The sequence below is a fragment of the Ralstonia sp. 25C genome (genome assembly GCF_051904805.1).
Classification (GTDB): Bacteria; Pseudomonadota; Gammaproteobacteria; order Burkholderiales; family Burkholderiaceae; genus Ralstonia.
The window spans coordinates 2,678,442-2,699,665 of record NZ_CP196737.1 but is presented as its reverse complement, the minus strand read 5'-3'; the positions used below and the strand labels follow the sequence as shown (position 1 = coordinate 2,699,665).

The following is a 21,224-nucleotide window of genomic DNA, read 5'->3' as shown; positions in this document are numbered from 1 at the left end:
CCAACCTGCTTATGCGTTCTCTGTGTTTTCGGCGTCTTCGGCAACGCGCTCAGGTTCGCGCGCCTGCATGCGCCACATCTGCGCGTAACGCCCATCGGCACGCAGCAGCGATTCATGCGTGCCGCGCTCAATGATGCGACCGTGCTCCATCACCAGAATCTGGTGCGCGCGTACGATGGTCAACAACCGATGCGCAATCACCAGCGTGGTGTGGTTCTGCGCCAGGCTCATCAGTTCTTCCTGGATGGCGTGCTCGGTGCGCGAGTCCAGCGCGGAGGTCGCCTCGTCAAACACGAGGATCGGCGGACGCTTGAGCAGCGTGCGCGCAATGGCCACGCGCTGCTTCTCGCCGCCGGAGAGCTTCAGCCCGCGCTCGCCGACCTGCGTGTCGTATCCATCGGGCAGCGATTCGACAAAGTGGTGAATCTGCGCGGCGCGGGCGGCTTCGATGACTTCTTCGCGCGTGGCGTCGGGGCGGCCGTAGGCGATGTTGTAGTAGATGCTGTCGTTGAAGAGCACCGTGTCTTGCGGAACGATGCCGATGGCGGCACGCACGCTGGATTGCGTAACGTCGCGCAAATCCTGGCCGTCGATTTGAATGGCACCCGACTTGACGTCGTAGAAGCGGAACAGCAGCCGCGCGAGCGTCAACTTGCCCGAGCCGCTCTGGCCCACCACAGCCGTGGTCGTACCGGCCGGAATGGTGAAGTCGACATCGAACAGGATCTGGCGCTTGGCTTCGTAGCTGAAGTCCACATGCGCGAAGCGGACTTCACCAGCGTGCACGGCCAGCGGCTGCGCATCCGGCTTGTCGGCCACCTCGCGATTCGTCTGCAGCAGGGTAAACATGCGGTCCATGTCGGTCACGGCCTGCTTCAGCTCGCGGTAGATCACGCCCAGGAAATTGAGCGGAATGTAGATCTGCAGCATCAGCGTGTTGACCAGCACCAGATCGCCCAGCGTCATGTGCCCGGCGGCCACGCCTTGGGTGGCGCGATACAGGATCAGGATCAGCGCGGTGGCCACGATGAACTGCTGGCCAAAGTTCAGTACCGACAGCGAATTCTGCGAGCGGATGGCGGCAGCGCGGTACTTCAGCAGGTTCTCGTCGTAGCGGCGCGCTTCGTATTCTTCGTTGCCGAAGTACTTGACAGTCTCGAAGTTCAGCAGCGAATCGATCGCCTTCTGGTTGGCGCGGGAGTCCAACTCATTCATCTTGCGGCGGAAGTTGGTGCGCCAGTTCGTCACCGTGACGGTAAAGACGATGTACGCCACCAGCGCGCAGAACGTGATGAGCGCAAACCACACGTCGTATTTCACGAAGAAGTACGTGATGACGAGGCCCACTTCCACCAGCGTTGGCAGGATGCTGTACAGCGAATACGAGATCAGCGATTGAATGCCGCGCGTGCCGCGCTCGATGTCGCGGCTCATGCCGCCAGTCTGGCGCTCCAGGTGAAAGCGCAGCGACAGCGCATGCAGATGCCGGAAGACCTGCAGCGCGAGCGTGCGCACCGAACTCTCCGTCACCTTGGAGAACAGGATTTCACGCAGCTCGGAAAACAGCGACGTCGACAGCCGCAGCAGCCCATACCCCACGATGATGCTCACCGGCACGACCAGTAGCGCGCGCGGGTCGCTGGGCGACACGTTCATCGAATCGATCAGCCGCTTCATGACCATCGGCACACCCAGGTTGGCGACCTTGGCAGCGATCAGGAAGGACAGCGCCAGCGCCACGCGCCATTTGTACGCCAGGAGGTACGGCAGCAGACTCTTGATGGTGCGCCAATCGCCACGGTTTCCCCCTGGCGGAGGCGGTTCGGAAGAGGCGGGGAAGCGGCGCATGTGGCGGTGCAATAAATTGGCGGATTGTGTATTCTCCCACCGATCACCCTGGCGCGCCGTGCGTCCAATCCGGCGGTGCCCGCCCCGCTTCCATGTTGCCCCGCATCATCATGTCCGATACCCAAGCCACCCCTGAAACCGTCACGCTGCCCGCCGACAAGCAACCTGCCGTGCGTGTGATGCCGATGCCGTCCGATGCCAACGTGCACGGCGATGTGTTCGGCGGCTGGATCATGTCGCAGGTGGATATTGCGGGGTCGATTCCGGCGGCATTGCGCGCCAATGGGCGCGTCGCGACGATCGCGGTCAACTCGTTCGTCTTCAAGCAGCCCGTGTATGTGGGCGATTTGGTGAGCTTCTACGCGAGCGTGGTCAAGACGGGCCGCACCTCCATCACCGTGGATGTGGAGGTCTATGCGCAGCGCATGGGCAGCGATGGCCACCATGCCACCGTCAAAGTCACGGAAGCCACGCTCACCTACGTCGCCACCGACGACAGCCGCAAGCCACGCGTGTTGCCGGCGGTCTGAAACGTCACGCCCAACAAAAAACCCGGCCTACGCCGGGTTTTCTTTTGCTCGAGAGACATGCTCAGTTGAACTTGGAGAAATCCGGACGGCGCTTCTCGAAGAACGCAGTGAACGCCTCACGCGCTTCGGGCGCACGCAGCATCTCGCCAAATTGTTTGCCTTCCAGCGACATGCGCGCGGCGATCTGCGGCATGGCACCTTCCTTCATCAGCCGCTTGGTGGCGCGCAGCGAAGCGGGCGGCAGCAGCGTCAGCTTGCGCGCCTGCGTGCGCACAAAGGCATCCAGTTCGCCGGCCGGCAGCACGCGGTTGACTAGGCCGAGCTCACGCGCCTCGTTCGCATCGAACGGCTCGCCGAAGAGCAGCTTGTCCGCCGCGCGGTGGTAGCCCGCCAGTTGCGGCAGCAGCAGGCTCGATGCCGCTTCCGGGCACAGGCCAAGTTGCGCGAACGGCATCGACAGCTTGGCCGTCTCCGACGCGTACACGAGGTCGCAATGCAGCAGCATGGTCGTTCCCACGCCCACGGCTGCGCCGCTCACGGAGGCAATCAGCGGCTTGGTTGCCGTGCTGATCGCCTTGAGGAACTGGTGCACGGGGGCGTTCTCGTCTTTGGGCGGATTCTTCATGAAGTCTTCGAGATCGTTGCCGGCCGTGAAGACGCTCTCATGGCCCGCCAGCACGATCACGCGGATGGCGGGATCGGTCTCGGCAGCCACCAAGGCATCCGCCAGCGTCTGGTACATCGCGGCAGTGATGGCGTTCTTGCGGTCCAGACGGTCGAAGGTGAGGGTCAGGACGCCGTCTGCGGTCTCGGTACGAATCGACATGAAAACTCCAGGGATAAGAGCCCGTGCGCGACTAAATTGGCACAGGGGAATCAGATAGATAACCGACGGAGAACGCGTTGGCCCCCACGTTCAACGCCACGGTCAGGCTCATCGGCGCGAGCAGCACTTCCACTCCGTGGTCCTGTGCGGTTCGCATCAACGCTTGCACCGGCTCCATGCGGCGCACGTTGTCGAGCGAACCGGAATACGTGATCGCCACCACGGGTGTGGCCAGACGCTCTTCGGCGATCATGGTTTCGGTATGCGCCAACAGGCGGCGAATCCCTTCGTCAGAGCCGCGCACCTTGGCGATGGCTTCGGTCTCGCCACGGTGCATGTGGATGAGCGGGCGCACATTGAACGCCGTGCCCATCATGTAGCGGCCCCAGGTGATGCTCTTCTCGCCCTTCTGCTTGGCGCGCGTGTACATGTACAGCAGTTCGTCGGGCACGAGGTAGACGTGCGAGGCATCGCGCAGGCGGTTCTCGACCACGTTGACCACGTCGCGCACCTCGGCGCCTTCGCGCAGCATGCGCGCGGCCTCGTGCACCATCAGCGCCTGGCCGGGGCCGATGGCGCCGGTGTCCACCACCGTCAGTTCGAACAGGCCCGAGCGGCCGGCGTCCTTGCGCGGCTTGAAGCTCTTGGCCGTGGTGCCCACCACCGCACCGGTGGCATGGCTGTAGAAATGGCTGCGTGAGCTGGCGATCGTCAACAGCAATGCGCGGTCGTGCTGCGTGACCACGTGCTTGAGGAGGAAGTCTTCAATCTCACGCTCCAGCAGCGGGATCGATTCGGCGTAGTGGTCTTGCTTGTCGACGAGGTATTTGCGATAGAGCTGCGGCAGCGCCGCCTCGTCGCGGCGATCTTCCACAAACTGCTCGCCCGCACGAATGCGGAAAGGCACCACGCCCAAACCCAGTTGATCGATCATCGAACGCGGCATATCGCACGCCGCGTCGGTCAACACAATCGTGTCGCCCATCGCACCCTCCTCTTGGTGCACCGCCGGTGACCCGGTGGTGTGTCTCCTCTGTCGCGGAATCAGGGCTCCGCTTCTATCGCGTGCCCACTGGCGTGGGCCGCATTCTTCGGCGCGCTTGTTTTATAGTGCTCTGCGCGCCTGCGCAATCATGCGTGGTGAGACGGGCGATTTACAAGCAGGGGGAAGAACTTAATCCTTCCCCCTGACGTGGGGTCACATGCGTTCGAAAATACCCGCAGCGCCCATGCCGGTGCCGACGCACATCGTCACCATGCCGTACTTCAGGTTGCGACGGCGCAGGCCGTGCACGACGGTGGCTGCACGAACAGCACCCGTGGCGCCCAGCGGGTGGCCCAGCGCGATCGCGCCGCCCAGCGGGTTGATCTTGCTGGTGTCCAGGCCCAGGTCCTGAATCACGGCCAGCGACTGCGCAGCAAACGCTTCGTTCAGCTCAATCCAGTCGATCTGATCTTGCGTCAGGCCGCCCGCCTTCAGCGCCGCAGGAATCGCTTCCTTCGGGCCGATCCCCATGATTTCCGGCGGCACACCGCGCACCGCAAACGACACGAAGCGCGCCAGCGGCACCAGGTTGAACTGCTTGAGGATCTTTTCCGACACCAGGATCAGTGCACCCGAGCCGTCCGACGTCTGCGAGCTGTTGCCAGCGGTCACGCTGCCCTTGTTGGCGAACACGGCGCGCAGCTTGCCCAGCCCTTCGAGCGACGTATCGGCACGCGGGCCTTCGTCCAGCGACAGCGTGCGCGTCTTCAGGTCGATCGCGCCCGTGCCCAGGTTCGGGAACTTCTCGATGATCTCGATCGGCGTGATCTCGTCCTTGAATTCACCGGCTTGTTGCGCGGCCAGCGCCTTCTGGTGCGAAGCCAACGAGAAGGCATCTTGCGCCTCACGCGAGATCTTCCATTGCTGGGCGACCTTCTCGGCGGTCAGGCCCATGCCGTAAGCGATACCGATGTTTTCGTCGCGCGTGAAGATGTCCGGCGACATCGACGGCGAGTTGCCCATCATCGGCACCATGCTCATCGATTCGACACCGGCGGCGATCATCACATCGGATTCGCCCACGCGGATGCGGTCGGCCGCCATGGCCACGGCGGTCAGGCCCGAGGCGCAGAAGCGGTTGACGGTCACGCCGCCCACGGTGTTCGGCAGGCCAGCCAGCAGCGCGCCGATACGCGCCACGTTCAGGCCCTGCTGCGCTTCGGGAATCGCGCAGCCGACGATGGCGTCTTCGATCAACGCCGGGTCCAGGTTCGGCACCTGGGCGACAGCGCTCTTGAGGATGGTCGCCAGCAGATCGTCCGGGCGCAGGTTCTTGAGCGTGCCCTTGGGTGCCTTGCCGATCGGGGAACGCGTCGCGGCGACGATGTAGGCGTCTTGCAGTTGCTTGGTCATGATGAAACTCCTGTTCTCTGTCGCGGCGATTAGTTACGCACCGGCTTGCCGGTCTGCAGCATGCCCATGATGCGTTCCTGGGTCTTGGCGCTGCCAAGCAGATCCACGAAGGCCTTGCGCTCCAGCGCCAGCAGCCACTCTTCGTCCACCAGTGCACCGGCTTCCACGTCGCCACCGCACACGGCTTCGGCGATGCGCGAGGCGATCGTGAAGTCGTGCTGCGAGATGAAGCCGCCGTCACGCATGTTCACCAGCGATGCCTTGATAGTCGCGATGCCCGAACGCCCCGCCACCGGAATGCCCACCGCACGCAGCGGTGCGCGGTAGCCCGAATCGGACAGCGCACGCACTTCGTTGCGCGCCACGTGCAGCAGCTCGTGCACGTTGAAGACGATGGTGTCGGATGGCAGCAAGTAGCCGATCTTCTGCGCGTCCAGCGCGGAAGACGACACCTTGGCCATGGCCGCCGCCTGGAAGCGGTTGGTCAGGAACTGCAGGATGTTGGTGCTGCCTGCGGCCTGCGCAGCCTTGGCAGCGGCCAATGCAGCTTCCTTCAAGCCACCACCGGCCGGCACCAGACCCACGCCCACTTCCACCAGACCGATGTACGTTTCCAGCGCAGCCACACGCTTGGCCGAGTGCAACAGCAGCTCGCAGCCGCCGCCCAGCGCGATGCCCGACGCAGCGGACACGACCGGCACGCCGGCGTACTTCACGCGCATCATGCCGTCCTGGAACTTCTTCACGAACGGCTCGATACCCTTGGCGCCGCCCATCATGAAGGCCGGCATGGCTTCTTCCAGGTTGGCACCGGCGGAGAACGGACCACCCGGCGCGCCCAGCTTGAGCGACGTCGGCTGCCACACCACCAAGCCCTTGTAACCAGCTTCCGCCAAATCAACAGCGCGCGTCAGACCGTCAATGACGCTCGGTCCGATCGTGTTCATCTTGCTCTTGAACGAGATGATCAGCACGTCGTCCTGACCCGCCGCATCGTCCACCCAGATGCGCACGGCATCGGTCTCTTCGATGGTCTTGCCATACGTGAGCGGGTTGACTGTGGTCGCGCCCTTGATCGGTGCGCGGAACACCTGGCGGCCGTACACCGGCAGCGTGCTGCGCGACAGGAATGCGTTTTGGTTAGCCGACCACGAACCCTGTGCCGAATGCACACCGCCGTTGTCCGCCACCGGGCCGGAGAACACCCACTGCGGCAGGGCTGCGTTCGACAGCGCCTTGCCGGCTTCGATGTCTTCCTTCACCCACTCGGCCACTTGCTTCCAACCGGCTTCTTGCCAGTCTTCGAACGGGCCGCTGTTCCAGCCGAAGCCCCAGCGGATCGCCAGATCGACTTCTGCCGCGGAGTCCGCAATCTGCTCCAGATACACGGCGATGTAGTGGAACACGTCGCGGAACACCGCCCACAGGAACTGCGCTTGCGGATTGGTCGATTCACGCAGCAGCTTCAGACGCTCGGCCGGTTCCTTCTTCAGGATACGCACGACCAGTTCGTCGGCCTTCTTGCCGCTCGGGCCGTACTGGCCGCTTTGCGGGTCCAGCACCTTGATGTCCTTGCCTTCCTTCTTGTAGAAGCCGGCACCGGTCTTCTGGCCCAGGGCACCCGCTTCCACGAGCTTGGCCAGCACGGGCGGCGTGGCGTAGACCGGAGCGAACGGGTCGTCCTTCAGGTTGTCCTGCATCGTCTTGATGACGTGCGCCATGGTGTCCAGGCCCACCACATCCGCCGTGCGGAACGTGGCCGACTTGGCGCGGCCCAGCTTCGAGCCCGTCAGGTCATCCACCACGTCGAACGGAATGCCGTACTTGGCCGATTCCGCAAACACCGCCAGGATCGAGAAGATGCCGACGCGGTTGGCGATGAAGTTGGGCGTGTCCTTCGCGCGCACCACGCCCTTGCCGAGCGCGGAGGTCAGGAACGTTTCCAGCTTGTCGAGGATGTCGCCACGCGTGTGCGCGGTCGGGATCAGCTCGACCAGGTGCATGTAGCGCGGCGGATTGAAGAAGTGCACGCCGCAGAAGCGCGACTTCAGCTCGGCGTCAAAACCGTCCGACAGTTCTGTGATCGACAGGCCCGACGTGTTCGACGCGAAGATCGCGTGCGGCGCGATGTGCGGCGCGACCTTCTTGTACAGGTCGTGCTTCCAGTCCATGCGCTCGGCAATCGCTTCAATGACGAGATCGCAAGCGCGCAGCTTTTCGATGTCGTCTTCGTAGTTGGCAGCCTGGATCAGGTTGGCGTCGTCCTTGATACCCAGCGGCGCCGGCGACAGCTTCTTCAGGTTTTCAATCGCCTTGAGCGCGATGCCGCTCTTCGGGCCTTCCTTGGCCGGAAGATCGAACAGCGTGACAGGAACCTTGGCGTTGATCAGGTGCGCGGCAATCTGCGCGCCCATCACGCCTGCGCCCAGGACGGCAACGCGTCGGACGAGGAAGTTGGAGCGCGCGCCAGCTTGCGGCTGGGCGACGGGGAGTTCTGTACGGGTCATGACATCCTCAACTGAAAAGAGGAAAGAGACGAGCGGGGCGACGGTCTGTGTGCGTCGCCCCGAGGGGGAGTGCCGCTGTTTGCTTAGAACAGATCGGCTTCGAGTGCCATCAGCGTCGCACCGCCGGCACGTGCCATGCGGATCTGCGAAGCCGTTTCGGGCAGCAGCTTGGCGAAGTAGAAGCGTGCCGTCGCCAGCTTGACCTTGTAGAACGTGTCGCCGCTGTCTTGCTTTTCCAGGGCGATCTTGGCCATGCGGGCCCAGAAATACGAGAACACCAGGTGGCCGACCACGCGCAGGTACGGCACAGCAGCCGCGCCCACTTCGTCCGGGTTGGCCATGGCCTTCATGCCGATTTCCATGGTCAGTTTCTGGACCTTGTCACCGATGTCGGCCAGCGGGTTGATGAACTCCTGCATGGCTTCGTTGGTGCCTTCGGCCTCGACAAAGTCCTGCACCAGCTTGCCAAACTTCTTCATCTTGGCGCCCATGTCGCCCAGGATCTTGCGGCCCAGCAGGTCCAGCGACTGCACGGTGTTCGTGCCTTCGTAGATCATGTTGATGCGGGCATCGCGCACGTACTGCTCCATGCCCCACTCGGCGATGTAGCCGTGGCCGCCGAAGACTTGCATGCCTTCGTTGGTGGAGATGAATGCGTTGTCGCTCAGGAAGGCCTTGGCGATCGGGGTCAGCAGCGCGACGAGGTCGGCGGCGTCCTTGCGCACGGATTCATCCGAGTGCGACAGCTCGCGATCGATCTGCAGGGCGATCCAGTAGCTGAATGCGCGGCCACCTTCGGCAAAGGCGCGCTGCGTCAGCAGCATGCGGCGCACGTCCGGGTGCACGATGATCGGGTCAGCCGGCTTGTCCGGTGCCTTTGGACCCGACAGGCTGCGCATCTGCAGGCGTTCCTTGGCGTAGGCCGCCGAGTTCTGATACGCGACTTCGGTCAGGCCCAGGCTCTGCATGCCGACACCCAGGCGGGCGGCGTTCATCATCACGAACATGGCGTTCAGGCCCTTGTTCGGCTCGCCGACCATCCAGCCCTTCGCACCGTCGAGGTTGATCACGCACGTGGCGTTGCCGTGAATGCCCATCTTGTGTTCGATGGAGCCGCACTTCACGGTGTTGCGCTCGCCCGGGTTGCCGCTGGCATCGGGAATGAACTTCGGCACCACGAACAGCGAGATGCCCTTCGTGCCGCCCGGTGCGTCCGGCAGGCGTGCCAGCACCAGGTGGATGATGTTCTCAGCCAGGTCGTGCTCGCCTGCCGAGATGAAGATCTTCGTGCCCGTGATGGCATACGAGCCATCTGCCAGCGGTTCCGCCTTGGTGCGCAGGATGCCGAGGTCGGTGCCGCAGTGCGGCTCGGTCAGACACATCGTGCCGGTCCACACGCCCGACACCAGCTTGGGCAGGTAGCGCTGCTTGAGCTCGTCGGTGCCGTGCGCATGCAGGGCTTCGTACGCGCCGTGCGACAGGCCGGGATACATCGTCCAGGCCTGGTTGGCCGAGTTCAGCATCTCGTACAGCGCGTTGTTGATCAGGATGGGCAGACCCTGGCCGCCGTATTCCGGGTCGCAGCCCAGCGAGGGCCAGCCGGCCTCGACGTACTGCTGATAAGCCTCTTTGAAGCCCTTCGGTGCGGTCACCACGCCATCGCCGTGGTACGTGCAGCCTTCGCGATCGCCGGATTGGTTGAGGGGGAAGATGACTTCGGAGCAGAACTTGCCGGCTTCCTCGATCACCTGATTGATGGTGTCGGCATCGATCTCCGCGTGCTGCGGCATCTGCTTCAGGTGGTCCTCCACGCCGAGAAGCTCGTGGAGAACAAACTGCATGTCACGCAGCGGTGCGGTGTATTGACCCATCTTGCAACTCCTTGGTGTGTACTGTGCGACCGCTAGGTGTGCGATGCCGCATCAGGTTCGGTAAGACTGAATGAGTTTGTTGAGCGCCACCATGGCCAGCTCGGCGCTGTCGGGCAACCGCAGGAAGCGCGCATCGTGATGCAGCCCCAGCTCCAGGCTGTACATCTCGAACAGCATCAACCGCGGGTCCGCTTCCGCACGCAGGTGGCCTTCTTCCTTGGCCTGCTCGATCGCGCGGGTCAATGCCGCCCGCCAGATCGTCACGCTCTTGACGAGTTCGTCGCGCACCGGACTCTCGGCACGATCGTCGTACTCCACCGCGCCGCTGATGTAGATGCAGCCTGTGGTCACTTCCTGAATGCGCTTTTCCATCCAGCGGCGCACCATGCTCCACAGACGCGGCAGACCGCGCGGTTCCGTCAAGCTCGGGTAGAAAACTTCCTGCTCGAACCGTTTGTGATATTCGCGGACCACTTCCACCTGCAGATCTTCACGCGAGCCGAAGTGTGCAAACACCCCGCTCTTGCTCATCTGCATGCGCTCCGCGAGCACACCGATCGTCAACCCTTCCAGTCCGTCGCGCGAGGCCAGTTCCAGCGCGGCATCGAGAATCGCCGCACGCGTCAGCTCGCCCTTGCGCATCGGCGTGGCAGCTGCGTGATTCGATTCGTGACGAGCGGTCGGGTGACGCATGATGATTTCTCTCCGTTCTTTTCTGGGGCGCAACATGCTGAAAATTAGCGTCTTGGAGGGCGCCTTTTGCATGCCGGGCAGGACTGTAAACCAGCCTGCGCGAACACTCTAGCCCAAAATCGAACGGTCGTTCAATTATTTACAGCCGCCTGTTATGCGGCAAGTGTTTTATTAGAAAGCGCCATCTAAATGAAGGCGCCGCAAAGAATGTCATCGCACCGCAACCTGATTCTCGCAAAGCCTTTTGGATAGAGGCTTTGCAGGGTGTGCGCCGCACACAGAAAAGACGTGCGGCGCAGCATGGCCGGACATATTTCTAGTGCTACCCATCAGTAAATAAAACGCACAGAAATCAGGCCGACGTGGTGGTTGCGCACATGGGACCACGGCGAAAGATACGTGCGTCCATTTCACGCAGATCGGGTGCCACGGCAACCTCGGCGGCACATTGGCCGAGGACGTCGCGGTGCAAATCGATACCCGGGGCGATCTCAGTCAGCGTAAGGCGGCGGCCCTGTCCGTCGTCACGCATTTCGAAGACGGCGCGCTCGGTGACGTAGCGCACGGGGATACCGGAGCGCGCCGCGTACTCCCCGTTAAAGGTCAGATGTGACACGGCCGGCACGATCTTCTTGAGCCGCCCTTCCTGCACGATGCGCAGCTTGCCGTCTTCGGCTTCGACCTGCAGACCGCCGGCGGTAAGGGTGCCCATGAACACGATGGAACGCGCGCTCTGCGTGATATTGATGAAGCCGCCAACGCCCGCGACGATGGTGTCGCCGCCCTCGCCGAACAGGCTCACGTTGACGTTGCCCGCGCCATCCAATTCGGCGAGGCCCAGGATGGCGAGGTCGATGCCACCGCCTTCGTAGAAATCGAACTGCGCAGGCTGGTCGACCACCGCTTCGGGATACGCCGACGCGCCAAAGCTCAACCCATCCGCCGGCGTGCCGCCGATGGGGCCGGCTTCCACCGTGAGCGTGAAGCCGCGCGCGCCCTCTTGTTCGGCAAGCGCGCCCACGGCGGCGGGCATGCCCACGCCGAGGTTCACGACGCGGGGTTGCTGTGCCATCAGTTCCAGCACGGCGCGGCGCTGCACCAGCGTGCGGGCGTCGAGTGCGCCGTGCAGATTGGCTTGCAGCGCCTCGCTCGCCTCGATGGCGTCTTCCTTCAACTGGATCGCCTCACCTTGCCACGGTCGGATATAGGTGGGGTTGAACGCCTCGCCAAAGGTCATCTGGTGCTCGGCTTCGTCCTCGGCAACGACCACGTAGTCGACGAGGATGCCCGGCACATGGATCGCCTGCAGGTTGTCGTGCCGATCGACCAGACGGCGGACTTGCGCGATGACGATGCCGCCGGAGTTGCGCGCAGCCTGCGCCATGGCCAGTAGTTCGTGGTGGAAGGCCTCTTCGTGCGTGCTGATGTTGCCGCGTGGATCTGCGGTCGTACCGCGCAGGAACACACAATGCAGCGGGAAGCTGGGATAGAACAGGTAGTCGTCACCGCGAAAGCGTTCGTACTCGACCCATGATGTGCCGGCAGCGCGTGCGGCCTTGGCTCGCGCGTTGATGGCGCCGCCGTGGTAGCGCGCGTCAAGTTCGGTGCGCGGGTCGACGAAGGTGTGCAGGCCGATCTTGGTCAACACGCCAGGCTTGCCGCCCGCGATGGCGCGGTACAAATGCGTGAGTACGCCCTGCGGCAGGTTGAACGCATCGCATTGCTCTGCCAGCGCCAGGTCGGCCAACCGCGTGGCCGAGCGCCAATGGCCGCCGACCACACAACGCGTCATGCCGGGATTGCCGAAGTGGTTGACGCCGCGCGTGGCGCGATCCCCCTGCCCGGCAGAGTAGACCAGCATCAGATCGCGCGGCTCGCCGGTGGCCAGAAAACGGCGTTCGAGCGCATGCGTGACGGCCTCGGCGTGGCCGGCGCCGACAAAGCCGGCGCACGCGACCGTCCACCCAGGCTGCACCAGCCGCGCAGCGGCATCTGCTGTGATGACTTGCATGTCTGCTCCGATGTCGTTTTATTTTTGCTGACGGCGTTGCCGCTAGTAGTGGGCTGCCCGCCCGCTGATGATCACGCCCAGGCGCACGATCTGGTAAGCGCACCAATCCGTGGCGCGCCACCACCAGCGCCGCGCGGCGTGCGCATCGGCCAGCACGGGCCGCGCTTGATGATCGATGGCATGCTCTAGGGCCACGCGCAGCCGACCCGCCACTTCCGCATCCCACGCAACCACGTTGGCCTCGCGGGCGAGCAGCAAGCTGAACGGGTCGATGTTGCTGGAGCCGACCGTGGCCCAGCGGTCATCCACGACCGCCACCTTGGCGTGCAGGAAGCTGGCGGTGTATTCGTAAATTTCCACGCCGTCACGCAACAGCATGTGATACAGCGAGCGCGTTGCGTAGTGCTGCAAGCGGTATTCAACCTGCCCCTGCAGCAGCATGCGCACACGCACGCCGCGCCGCCGACACGCTGCCAACGCGCGCATGAACCGCACGCCCGGCAAGAAGTACGCGTTAGCGATGATCACCTCATGCCGCGCCGTGCCCAGCGCACGCAGATACTCGCGCTCGATTGCGCGCCGGTTGCGCACGTTGTCGCGCAGCACCAGGGAGGCCAGCACCGTACCCGGCGCCCGTTCGCTTTGCCGTCCCGATGCGCCGCGATGGCGCGGGCGCGGTGTATCGGTGATCACCGGAAAATCGGCGGCGACGCCCGTCACCCCCACCTCGCGCATGCCAGCGCGCACGCCCATCTGCCACCAGAGCCGATCAACCGTCAGCGCAATCTGTGCAACCAACGGCCCGCGCACCCGCACGGCAAAGTCGTAGCGCGGTCCCAGCGCGGTGTCGTTGAACGGCGCATGGTTGAAGTCATCGATGATGTTGATGCCGCCGACAAACGCCACGTCGTCATCCACAACGGCGATCTTGCGATGCAGCCGCCGCAGGTACCGACGCTGCAAACGAAAGCCGCGTACCGGACGATAAATGCGCAGCGTCACCCCTGCCGCTTCGAGCATCGCCGCGATACTCGCGGGCAGCAGGCCGGTGCCGAAGCCGTCGATGGTGAGGCGGACCTCCACGCCACGCTGTGCGGCGCGGACCAGCGCTTCGGTCACGCGATGGGCGGTCGCATCATCGGTGTAGATGTAGGTTTCGAGCGCCACGCGGCGTTGCGCGGCGTCGATGGCTTCGATCAAGGCGGGGAAGAACTCTGCGCCGCCGCACAGCAGGTCGACGTCATTGCCCGGCAGGGGCTTGCCCCGCCGCCACTCGGAGCGCAGCGGGCCGGCATCGCGCACGACCCTCATGGGCGCGCCAGTTCCGCCATCAGGGGCACGTGGTCGGAGCGCTGCGCCCACTCGCGGCCGGTCAGTGCATGCGCGCGCTCAATGTCGAAACCGCGCACGTAGATGCGGTCCAACCGCAGCCACGGCATGTGGCTGGGGAAGGTGCGCACGGGGCGCGCATCGGCGGCGCGGTCGGCCACCTCGGTGGCGCCCAGCGCCTGACAGATGACGCGGTCGAGCCTGTTGTTCCAATCGTTGAAATCGCCCGCCACCACGAGGGGCGCATCCTGCGGCACCACGGAGCGCACGCGCTCAATGAGCGCTTCTGCCTGACGCTGACGGCTGCGCGCAAACAGGCCGAAGTGCGCACACAGCAGATGGACCTCGCCGAAACCGAGATCGGTTACGGCATGCAGCAACCCGCGCTGCTCAAATCGGTGGTCAGAGATGTCCAGGTTTTCCGACAGCAGGATCGGAAAGCGCGAGAGGATGGCGTTGCCGTGGTGCCCATGCTCGTACACGGCATTGCGTCCGTAGACCGTGTGCGGGTACACGTCGGTCGCCAGATAACGCAGTTGCGTGTAATTCGGGTCGAACAGCTCGGCGGCTACCAGACGGTCGTTGCGGTCCTGCACTTCCTGCAGAAAGACGATGTCGGCGTCCATGGTGTGCAGCCCCTGCCGCACGTCATGCACACGCACGCGCCGCGCAATGCCCGTCACGCCCTTGTGGATGTTGTAGGTGGCGACGCGCAAACGGAGCATGTCAGACCCGATCCTTTGCCAGTGCAGCCTGACGGGCCTGATACGCGGCCAGGCGTTCTGGCAATTGCAGAATGGCTTCGGCGTTGCTGCGCGAGAAACAGCGCGCGGCGGCCTCTTCGTAGGGCAGCCATTCCGCTTGCACGTGCTCGCGCGGCGACAGTCGCACCGGCACCTTGCTGTTCACCAGCAGGCCGAACCAATGTTCGGTGTTGCGCGTGACGCCCGGCGCGTAGCGGTGTCGCCAGTGCGGGTAGATCTCGTATTCGATGTGGTGGCCCCAGTCGATCAGATGGTGTCGCGTCGAGTTAATGCCGGTCTCTTCCAGCACCTCGCGGTGCGCGGTATCGGTCAGGGGCTCATCCAGCGCATCGCAACTCCCGGTAACGGATTGCCAGAAACCGGGGTGGTCCGCCCGTTCCATCACCAGCACATGCAAATCCGGCGTGTGGATGACGACGAGGACGGAGACAGGAATCTTGTGCGACATGGCGGGGTAGCGACGGACGGCACGGGTGGCCGCAAGCCCATAGCTTACCGCAGGCAGGCACGCGCCACGGCCGTGCCCAAGCAATCAACGGGCCGCGTCGGCAGGCCCACGCCGTCACGCTGCGCGCAAAGGGCCTTGACCGGTACGCGTGCGCGTCAGCCACAGCGCCGCCTCGTCGACGGCGTGCTCATGGCCAAGCTCGTGGCGCACTGCGGCAATCAGGCGATCCAGCATCGCCGTGTAATCTTCGGCCGCGCGTTGGGACTGCACCCATAGGCCGTCTGCGCGGTCGGCAAGTTGTTGGCGGAGCGCGGCGAGGTGCGTGGTCAGTTCGCGCTCGCGCGTGCCGAGTGCGTTGAATTTCTGGATAAGAAAGCGCTGCACCTCGGTCTGCTCCGATTGCGCGTTGGCTTGCTCGAAGCGCACGACGATGGCGGAGGTTTCGCGCTCGATGCGCTGGAGTTCATCACGGCCATCGCGCTCGGCGGTTTCGAGTGCCTGCAGGGCACGACGCTCGGCGAGCAAGGCGCGCACATGTTCCGCAAAGCAACGCTCGGCCGCCAAGTGCACTTCGGCCAGCGCACGTGGCGTGTCGTAGACGAGCGGGTGTACGGGTGCCTCTGGGGCCGCGGCCGGCAATGCGGTATCGGGTACGCGCAGGTTGGCCACCAGGTGCAACCAGTGCAGGCGCGCGGCAGACAAACGGCTCAGGGCGTGCAGTGCCTCGCTCAACCTGGCGGTCGATGCGGCCGGTGCCAGCCCCGCCGGCTGCCCGCTCTGCGCGGCGGCTGCAATCTCGGGCACGCATGCTGCGACGGTGGTGGCCACCGCCTCCGTCATGGCGATGGCAGCACGGCGGGTGCCTCGGCGAATCTCGATCCATGCCACGAGCATCACCACCAGCACGGCAATCAGCCAGGTCAGCAGAAATTCGGCGTGCGCCACCACCCAGGTGCGCATGAAATCGATGAAGTCCATCAAAACATCCTCCTTCTTGTCACCCCACGTGACTGCAGCGAAAGAGAAGGTTTAGCAAGTGCCGTTCCTGCATCGAAACCCACGCCCAAAAAGAAACCGCGCCGCCCTTTGCAGGCGGCGCGGCTTCTGTACAGCTTGAAACGACGGGGGTTAGGCCGTGGTCGCGCTTGTCGGTGCAGCCACCTTCGCTTCGGCGGCACGCAGACGAATGTGCAATTCGCGCAATTGTTTCTCGTCGACCGGGCTCGGCGCCTGCGTGAGCAGATCCTGCGCGCGCTGCGTCTTCGGGAAGGCGATCACGTCACGGATCGAATCGGCACCAGCCATCATCGTGACAACGCGGTCCAGACCAAACGCGATGCCGCCGTGCGGGGGCGCACCGTACTGCAGCGCATCCAGCAGGAAGCCGAACTTGGCACGCGCTTCTTCCTCGCCGATCTTCAGGGCGCGGAACACCTTGCTCTGCACGTCTTCGCGATAGATCCGCACCGAGCCACCGCCGATTTCCCAGCCGTTGAGCACCATGTCATACGCCTTGGCGATGCACTTGCCCGGATCGGTTTCCAGGTATTCCAAGTGCTCGTCCTTCGGGCTCGTGAACGGGTGGTGCATGGCCACCCAGCGGGCATCTTCCTCGTCGTATTCGAACATTGGGAAGTCCACCACCCACAGCGGCTTCCAGACGTCTTCGAACAGGCCAGCGCTCTTGGCGAAGTCGGAGTGACCGATCTTCAGGCGCAGCGCGCCCATCGCGTCGTTCACCACCTTGGCGCGGTCGGCACCGAAGAACAGGATGTCGCCGTCTTGCGCAGCGCTGCGCTTGAGGATCTCGGCGATGGCCGCATCGTGCAGGTTCTTCACGATCGGCGATTGCAGGCCGTCGCGGCCCTTGGCCACTTCGTTGACCTTGATCCAGGCCAGGCCCTTGGCGCCGTAGATCTCGACGAACTTGCCGTAGGCGTCGATGTCACCACGCGACAGGGCAGCACCGCCCGGCACGCGCAGGGCCACCACGCGGCCGCCGTCGGCGTTGGCCGCAGCCGAGAACACCTTGAAGTCGACGTCCTTCATCGCGTCGGTCAGCTCGGTGAATTCCAGCTTCACGCGCAGGTCCGGCTTGTCCGAACCGAAGCGGGCCATCGCCTCGCGGAACTCCATCACCGGGAACTTGGCATCCAGCTCGACCGACATGGTGTTCTTGAACACCGTGCGGATCATTTCTTCAAACAGGTCGCGGATTTCCTGCTCAGTCAGGAACGACGTTTCGCAGTCGATCTGGGTGAATTCGGGCTGGCGGTCAGCGCGCAGGTCTTCGTCGCGGAAGCACTTGGTGATCTGGTAGTAGCGGTCGAAGCCCGACACCATCAGCATCTGCTTGAAGAGCTGCGGCGATTGCGGCAGCGCGAAGAACTGGCCGGCGTTCACACGCGAGGGCACCAGATAGTCGCGCGCGCCTTCGGGCGTGCTCTTGGTCAGCATCGGCGTTTCGATGTCGATGAAGCCCTTGTCGTCCAGGTACTTGCGCACTTCCATCGCCACCTTGTAGCGCAGGCGCAGGTTGTATTGCATCTGCGGGCGGCGCAGGTCCAGCACGCGATGCGTCAGGCGGGTGGTTTCCGACAGGTTGTCGTCGTCCAGCTGGAACGGCGGCGTGACGGAGGCGTTGAGCACCGTCAGTTCGTGGCACAGCACTTCGACCTTGCCGCTGGCGAGGTTGGCGTTGGTGGTGCCTTCCGGGCGGGCGCGCACAACGCCCTTCACCTGCAGGCAGAACTCGTTGCGCACGCCTTCGGCCACCTTGAACATCTCCGGGCGGTCCGGGTCGCACACAACCTGCACCAGGCCTTCACGGTCGCGCAGGTCGATGAAGATCACGCCACCGTGGTCACGACGGCGATGGGCCCAGCCCGACAGCGTGACGCTCTGGCCGAGCAGTTGTTCGGTGACCTGACCGCAGTATTGAGTACGCATTTGCATGTTGTGGTTTTCCGCGAAGCGCGCCGCCAACAGAGCGTCGCGCGTGAAAGTTGATCGAGGGGCCGGAGGAGGACTCGCTACCGGCTGAATGTGGGACTAAGGCGTGGATACGGCGCCGCCAGCATCGGGCAGCGCGGTCGGATTCGAAGAGTCGCGCGGCACGCTGTGTTGCGTGCCAGCCGGCGACCGGTCCTCCGTCTGTGGCGATGCATCGGGCGGGTCCATGCGGCGCGGCAGCGCTTCAGGCGCCACCACCCCCATCGACACGATGTACTTGAGCGCCGCATCCACCGTCATGTCCAGCTCGATGGTGTCGGCCTTGGGCATCATCAGGAAGAAGCCCGAGGTGGGGTTCGGCGTGGTCGGCACGTACACGCTGACGTACTCGCCCTGCAGGTGGTTTTCCACGTCCCCGCCAGGGCGGCCGGTCAGGAAGGCGATCGTCCACGAGCCTTCGCGCGGGTACTGCACCAGCAGCGCCTTGCGGAACGCATTGCCATTGGACGACAGCAGCGTGTCCGATACCTGCTTGACGCTCGAATAGATCGGCCCGACCACGGGAATGCGGCCCAGCACCGCTTCCCACCACGTCACCAGCTTCTGGCCGATAAAGTTGTGCGCCGCCACGCCCACGATCAGGATGAACGCCAGCGTAAGAATCGCGCCCACGCCGGGAATGCGCATGCCGAACAACTGATCGGGCTGCCAGGCCGACGGCAGCAGCGCCAGGCTCTGGTCCATCGTGCCGATGATGAGCGACAGCACCCACAGCGTGATCGCAAGCGGGACGAGCACCAGAAGACCGGTCAGGAACCACGTCTTGAGTGCGCTGGTTTTCTGTTTCATGGGGCGATGGACCGAGGAGTCTGGAACGCGATCAGTGGCACGCGCACGACGTGCCGCAACCGCCGGAGGCTGCCGGTGCGGCGCTGGCCGTGCTGGACGATGCGCTCTCAGACGAAGCAGCCGGTGCGGCGGCCGGGGCTGCCGCGTCCGTCTTCGCTGCCGTGCCCGTGGCGGACGCGCCGCCCGAGCCACCGCGGAAATCCGTCACGTACCAGCCCGAACCCTTGAGCTGGAAGCCGGCAGCAGTGAGCTGCTTTTTGAACGCCGGCGCGCCGCATGCGGGGCAATCCGTCAGCGGCGCGTCGCTCATCTTCTGCAGCACATCCTTGGCGTGGCCGCAGGCGTCGCATCGATAAGCATAGATCGGCATGGTGTCCTCACCCTGGAACAAACGAAATTCGAGAAAACGATGGAAATGCCCGCGCAGGCCGCGAACAGGGCGCCGGAAACGCGCACAGGCTCGCGATAGATCGGGGCAACTGCGTGCAACACAAGTGCCGCCACGCAAAGCCTTGAATTATAAACCCTTTCGAAGGGATTCCCGACCGCGGATGCGGAGCTTGCGATGGCAGGGCGCCACAAAGTGGCACGCCGCGCACGCCCACCACCGGACGATCAGACTTGCGGAGCCGCCTTAGTGGTCGGCGCGCGGTTTTCGATCCACTGCGGCCCAAGCGAACCCAGGATCATCGCGCCGAGGCTCGCCAGCAGACCCACCAATTGTGGCGGGAGCATCGCATTTGGCACGAAGACCTCGCACCAGATCCACGCTGCCAGACCGAGGATGATAGCCAGCAAGCCGCCTTGCTTGGTCGCGCGCTTCCAGAACAGGCCGAACGCGAGCGGCACGAACGCCGCCACCAGCGTGACCTTGTAGGCACTCTCCACCATATGGAAGATCGAGAGCTGCGAATTCAGCGCGAACAGCGTCACCAGCGTGGTAAAGACCAACACCACCGCCTGCATCACACGCAGGAACCGCTTGTCATCCATGGCAGGCAGCAACGGGCGCAGCACGTTCTCGGCAAAAGTGACGGACGGCGCCAGCAGCGTGGCGCTGGCGCAGCTCTTGATGGCCGAGAGCAGCGCGCCGAAGAACATCACCTGCGCGACCAGGGGCGCATGTTCCAGCACCAGCTTGGGCAGGATGAGTTGCGAATCGGTGTTGATGTATTTCTCGACCATGGCCGGGTCGATCAGCGTGGCGGAATACGCCAGGAACATCGGCACGAAAGCGAACAGGAAATACAGCACGCCGCCCAACACCGAGGCCGTCCCGGCAATGCGTTCGGTGCGCGAGGACGTCACGCGCTGGAACACGTCCTGCTGCGGAATCGACCCCAGCATCATGGTGATCCAGGCCGTCACAAAGCCGATCACCTCGATCGGATTGAAGGCGGGCCAGAACGCAAACTTGCCCGAAGCCGCCGCATGCGACACCACCGTGCCCACGCCGCCGGCCTGCCCCGAAACTTCCCAGCCGATGTACAGCATGCCGATCACGATGATGATCATCTGAATGAAGTCGGTCACCGCCACCGACCACATGCCGCCGAACAGCGTGTAGACGAGCACGCTACCCGCGCCGATCACCATACCCAGATCTTGCGAGACGGCACCATCCGACACGGTATAGAACACCAGGCCCAACGCCTTGATCTGCGCCGCCACCCAGCCCAGGTACGACACGACGATGCACAGCGTGGTCAGCGTCTCGGCCACGCGACCGAAGCGGTTGCGGTAGAAGTCGCCAATGGTGAGCAGGTTCATGCGGTACAGCGGCCGCGCGAAGAACAGGCCTACGAGCACCAGGCACAGGGAAGAGCCAAACGGATCGGCCACCACGCCGTGCAACCCGTCCTTGAGGAATTCGGCAGGAATGCCGAGCACAGCCTCGGAACCGAACCAGGTGGCGAACACCGTGGCCGTCACCACCGAGAACGGCAGGCCACGGCCAGCCACCGCGAAGTCGGCCGTATTGCGCACGCGAAGCGCAGCCCACAGGCCGATGCCGACCGAAATCACCCAGTAAACAATGACAAACCAGATCAGCATGGCACGCGCGAAAGAGGCAGGAATCCCGTCGGCGGCTAGGGCGCCGGGCGAAGTGGCCGGATTATAGCGATGGGACCCGGCCCCGGGGCATTGGTGCGACCACGAATGCGCCCTGCCCTGCCACTTTTTTACGCGCCGGCCCC

Annotated in this window: 17 protein-coding genes; 1 reads left to right on the top strand and 16 read right to left on the bottom strand. The window is 64.1% G+C overall.

What is annotated here, in order from left to right; all coding sequences use genetic code 11:
* Positions 1–9: 9 nt before the first annotated feature.
* A complete protein-coding gene (locus ACS7SF_RS12670; protein WP_439890112.1) occupies positions 10–1,848 on the bottom strand; it encodes an ABCB family ABC transporter ATP-binding protein/permease in 1,839 nt (612 codons plus the stop codon).
* A 92-nt stretch (positions 1,849–1,940) separates the two neighbouring features.
* On the opposite strand from ACS7SF_RS12670, the gene ACS7SF_RS12665 reads away from it, so the two are divergent.
* Positions 1,941–2,378: an acyl-CoA thioesterase gene (locus ACS7SF_RS12665; RefSeq protein ID WP_439890111.1), complete on the top strand. Its 438-nt coding sequence runs from the start codon at positions 1,941–1,943 to the stop codon at positions 2,376–2,378.
* Positions 2,379–2,439: 61 nt separating this feature from the next.
* On the opposite strand, the gene ACS7SF_RS12660 is transcribed toward ACS7SF_RS12665, so the two are convergent.
* From ACS7SF_RS12660 to ACS7SF_RS12590, 15 genes are all read right to left on the bottom strand, one after another.
* Positions 2,440–3,204 (bottom strand): enoyl-CoA hydratase, encoded by a 765-nt coding sequence (locus ACS7SF_RS12660; RefSeq protein ID WP_439890110.1) that lies wholly within the window; start codon positions 3,202–3,204, stop codon positions 2,440–2,442.
* Between the two features lie 31 nt (positions 3,205–3,235).
* Positions 3,236–4,189, bottom strand: coding sequence for a DegV family protein (locus ACS7SF_RS12655; protein ID WP_439890109.1), 954 nt, complete (start codon positions 4,187–4,189; stop codon positions 3,236–3,238).
* Positions 4,190–4,402: 213 nt separating this feature from the next.
* Complete coding sequence (locus tag ACS7SF_RS12650) at positions 4,403–5,602, bottom strand: acetyl-CoA C-acyltransferase (protein ID WP_039599108.1); 1,200 nt, start codon at positions 5,600–5,602, stop codon at positions 4,403–4,405.
* A gap of 29 nt (positions 5,603–5,631) precedes the next feature.
* Positions 5,632–8,109, bottom strand: coding sequence for a 3-hydroxyacyl-CoA dehydrogenase/enoyl-CoA hydratase family protein (locus ACS7SF_RS12645; protein WP_439890108.1), 2,478 nt, complete (start codon positions 8,107–8,109; stop codon positions 5,632–5,634).
* An 83-nt stretch (positions 8,110–8,192) separates the two neighbouring features.
* Complete coding sequence (locus ACS7SF_RS12640; protein WP_439890107.1) at positions 8,193–9,980, bottom strand: acyl-CoA dehydrogenase C-terminal domain-containing protein; 1,788 nt, start codon at positions 9,978–9,980, stop codon at positions 8,193–8,195.
* A 51-nt stretch (positions 9,981–10,031) separates the two neighbouring features.
* Positions 10,032–10,622, bottom strand: coding sequence for a TetR/AcrR family transcriptional regulator (locus ACS7SF_RS12635; protein WP_199032971.1), 591 nt, complete (start codon positions 10,620–10,622; stop codon positions 10,032–10,034).
* Positions 10,623–11,025: 403 nt separating this feature from the next.
* Positions 11,026–12,684: an acyl CoA:acetate/3-ketoacid CoA transferase gene (locus ACS7SF_RS12630; protein WP_439890106.1), complete on the bottom strand. Its 1,659-nt coding sequence runs from the start codon at positions 12,682–12,684 to the stop codon at positions 11,026–11,028.
* A gap of 42 nt (positions 12,685–12,726) precedes the next feature.
* The gene (gene clsB / locus ACS7SF_RS12625; protein ID WP_439890105.1) at positions 12,727–13,995 is read right to left on the bottom strand and encodes a cardiolipin synthase ClsB; all 1,269 of its coding nucleotides are present in this window, start codon (positions 13,993–13,995) and stop codon (positions 12,727–12,729) included.
* The gene (locus tag ACS7SF_RS12620) at positions 13,992–14,738 is read right to left on the bottom strand and encodes an endonuclease/exonuclease/phosphatase family protein (protein ID WP_439890104.1); all 747 of its coding nucleotides are present in this window, start codon (positions 14,736–14,738) and stop codon (positions 13,992–13,994) included. The genes clsB and ACS7SF_RS12620 overlap by 4 nt, the downstream gene beginning before the upstream one ends.
* A 1-nt stretch (position 14,739) precedes the next feature.
* Positions 14,740–15,225 carry a dihydroneopterin triphosphate diphosphatase gene (nudB, locus tag ACS7SF_RS12615; protein ID WP_439890103.1) on the bottom strand — a complete coding sequence of 162 codons (486 nt, stop codon included), beginning with the start codon at positions 15,223–15,225 and terminating at the stop codon, positions 14,740–14,742.
* 114 nt (positions 15,226–15,339) lie between these two features.
* On the bottom strand, positions 15,340–16,206 hold the full coding sequence (locus ACS7SF_RS12610) for a hypothetical protein (RefSeq protein WP_439890102.1): 867 nt from the start codon (positions 16,204–16,206) through the stop codon (positions 15,340–15,342).
* A gap of 147 nt (positions 16,207–16,353) precedes the next feature.
* On the bottom strand, positions 16,354–18,180 hold the full coding sequence (gene aspS / locus ACS7SF_RS12605; RefSeq protein ID WP_439890101.1) for an aspartate--tRNA ligase: 1,827 nt from the start codon (positions 18,178–18,180) through the stop codon (positions 16,354–16,356).
* Positions 18,181–18,276: 96 nt separating this feature from the next.
* Positions 18,277–19,026 carry a DUF502 domain-containing protein gene (locus ACS7SF_RS12600; RefSeq protein WP_439890100.1) on the bottom strand — a complete coding sequence of 250 codons (750 nt, stop codon included), beginning with the start codon at positions 19,024–19,026 and terminating at the stop codon, positions 18,277–18,279.
* Positions 19,027–19,057: 31 nt separating this feature from the next.
* Positions 19,058–19,396 (bottom strand): FmdB family zinc ribbon protein, encoded by a 339-nt coding sequence (locus ACS7SF_RS12595; protein ID WP_426396940.1) that lies wholly within the window; start codon positions 19,394–19,396, stop codon positions 19,058–19,060.
* 245 nt (positions 19,397–19,641) lie between these two features.
* Positions 19,642–21,081: a sodium:solute symporter family protein gene (locus ACS7SF_RS12590; protein ID WP_439890099.1), complete on the bottom strand. Its 1,440-nt coding sequence runs from the start codon at positions 21,079–21,081 to the stop codon at positions 19,642–19,644.
* Between the last annotated feature and the right edge of the window lie 143 nt (positions 21,082–21,224).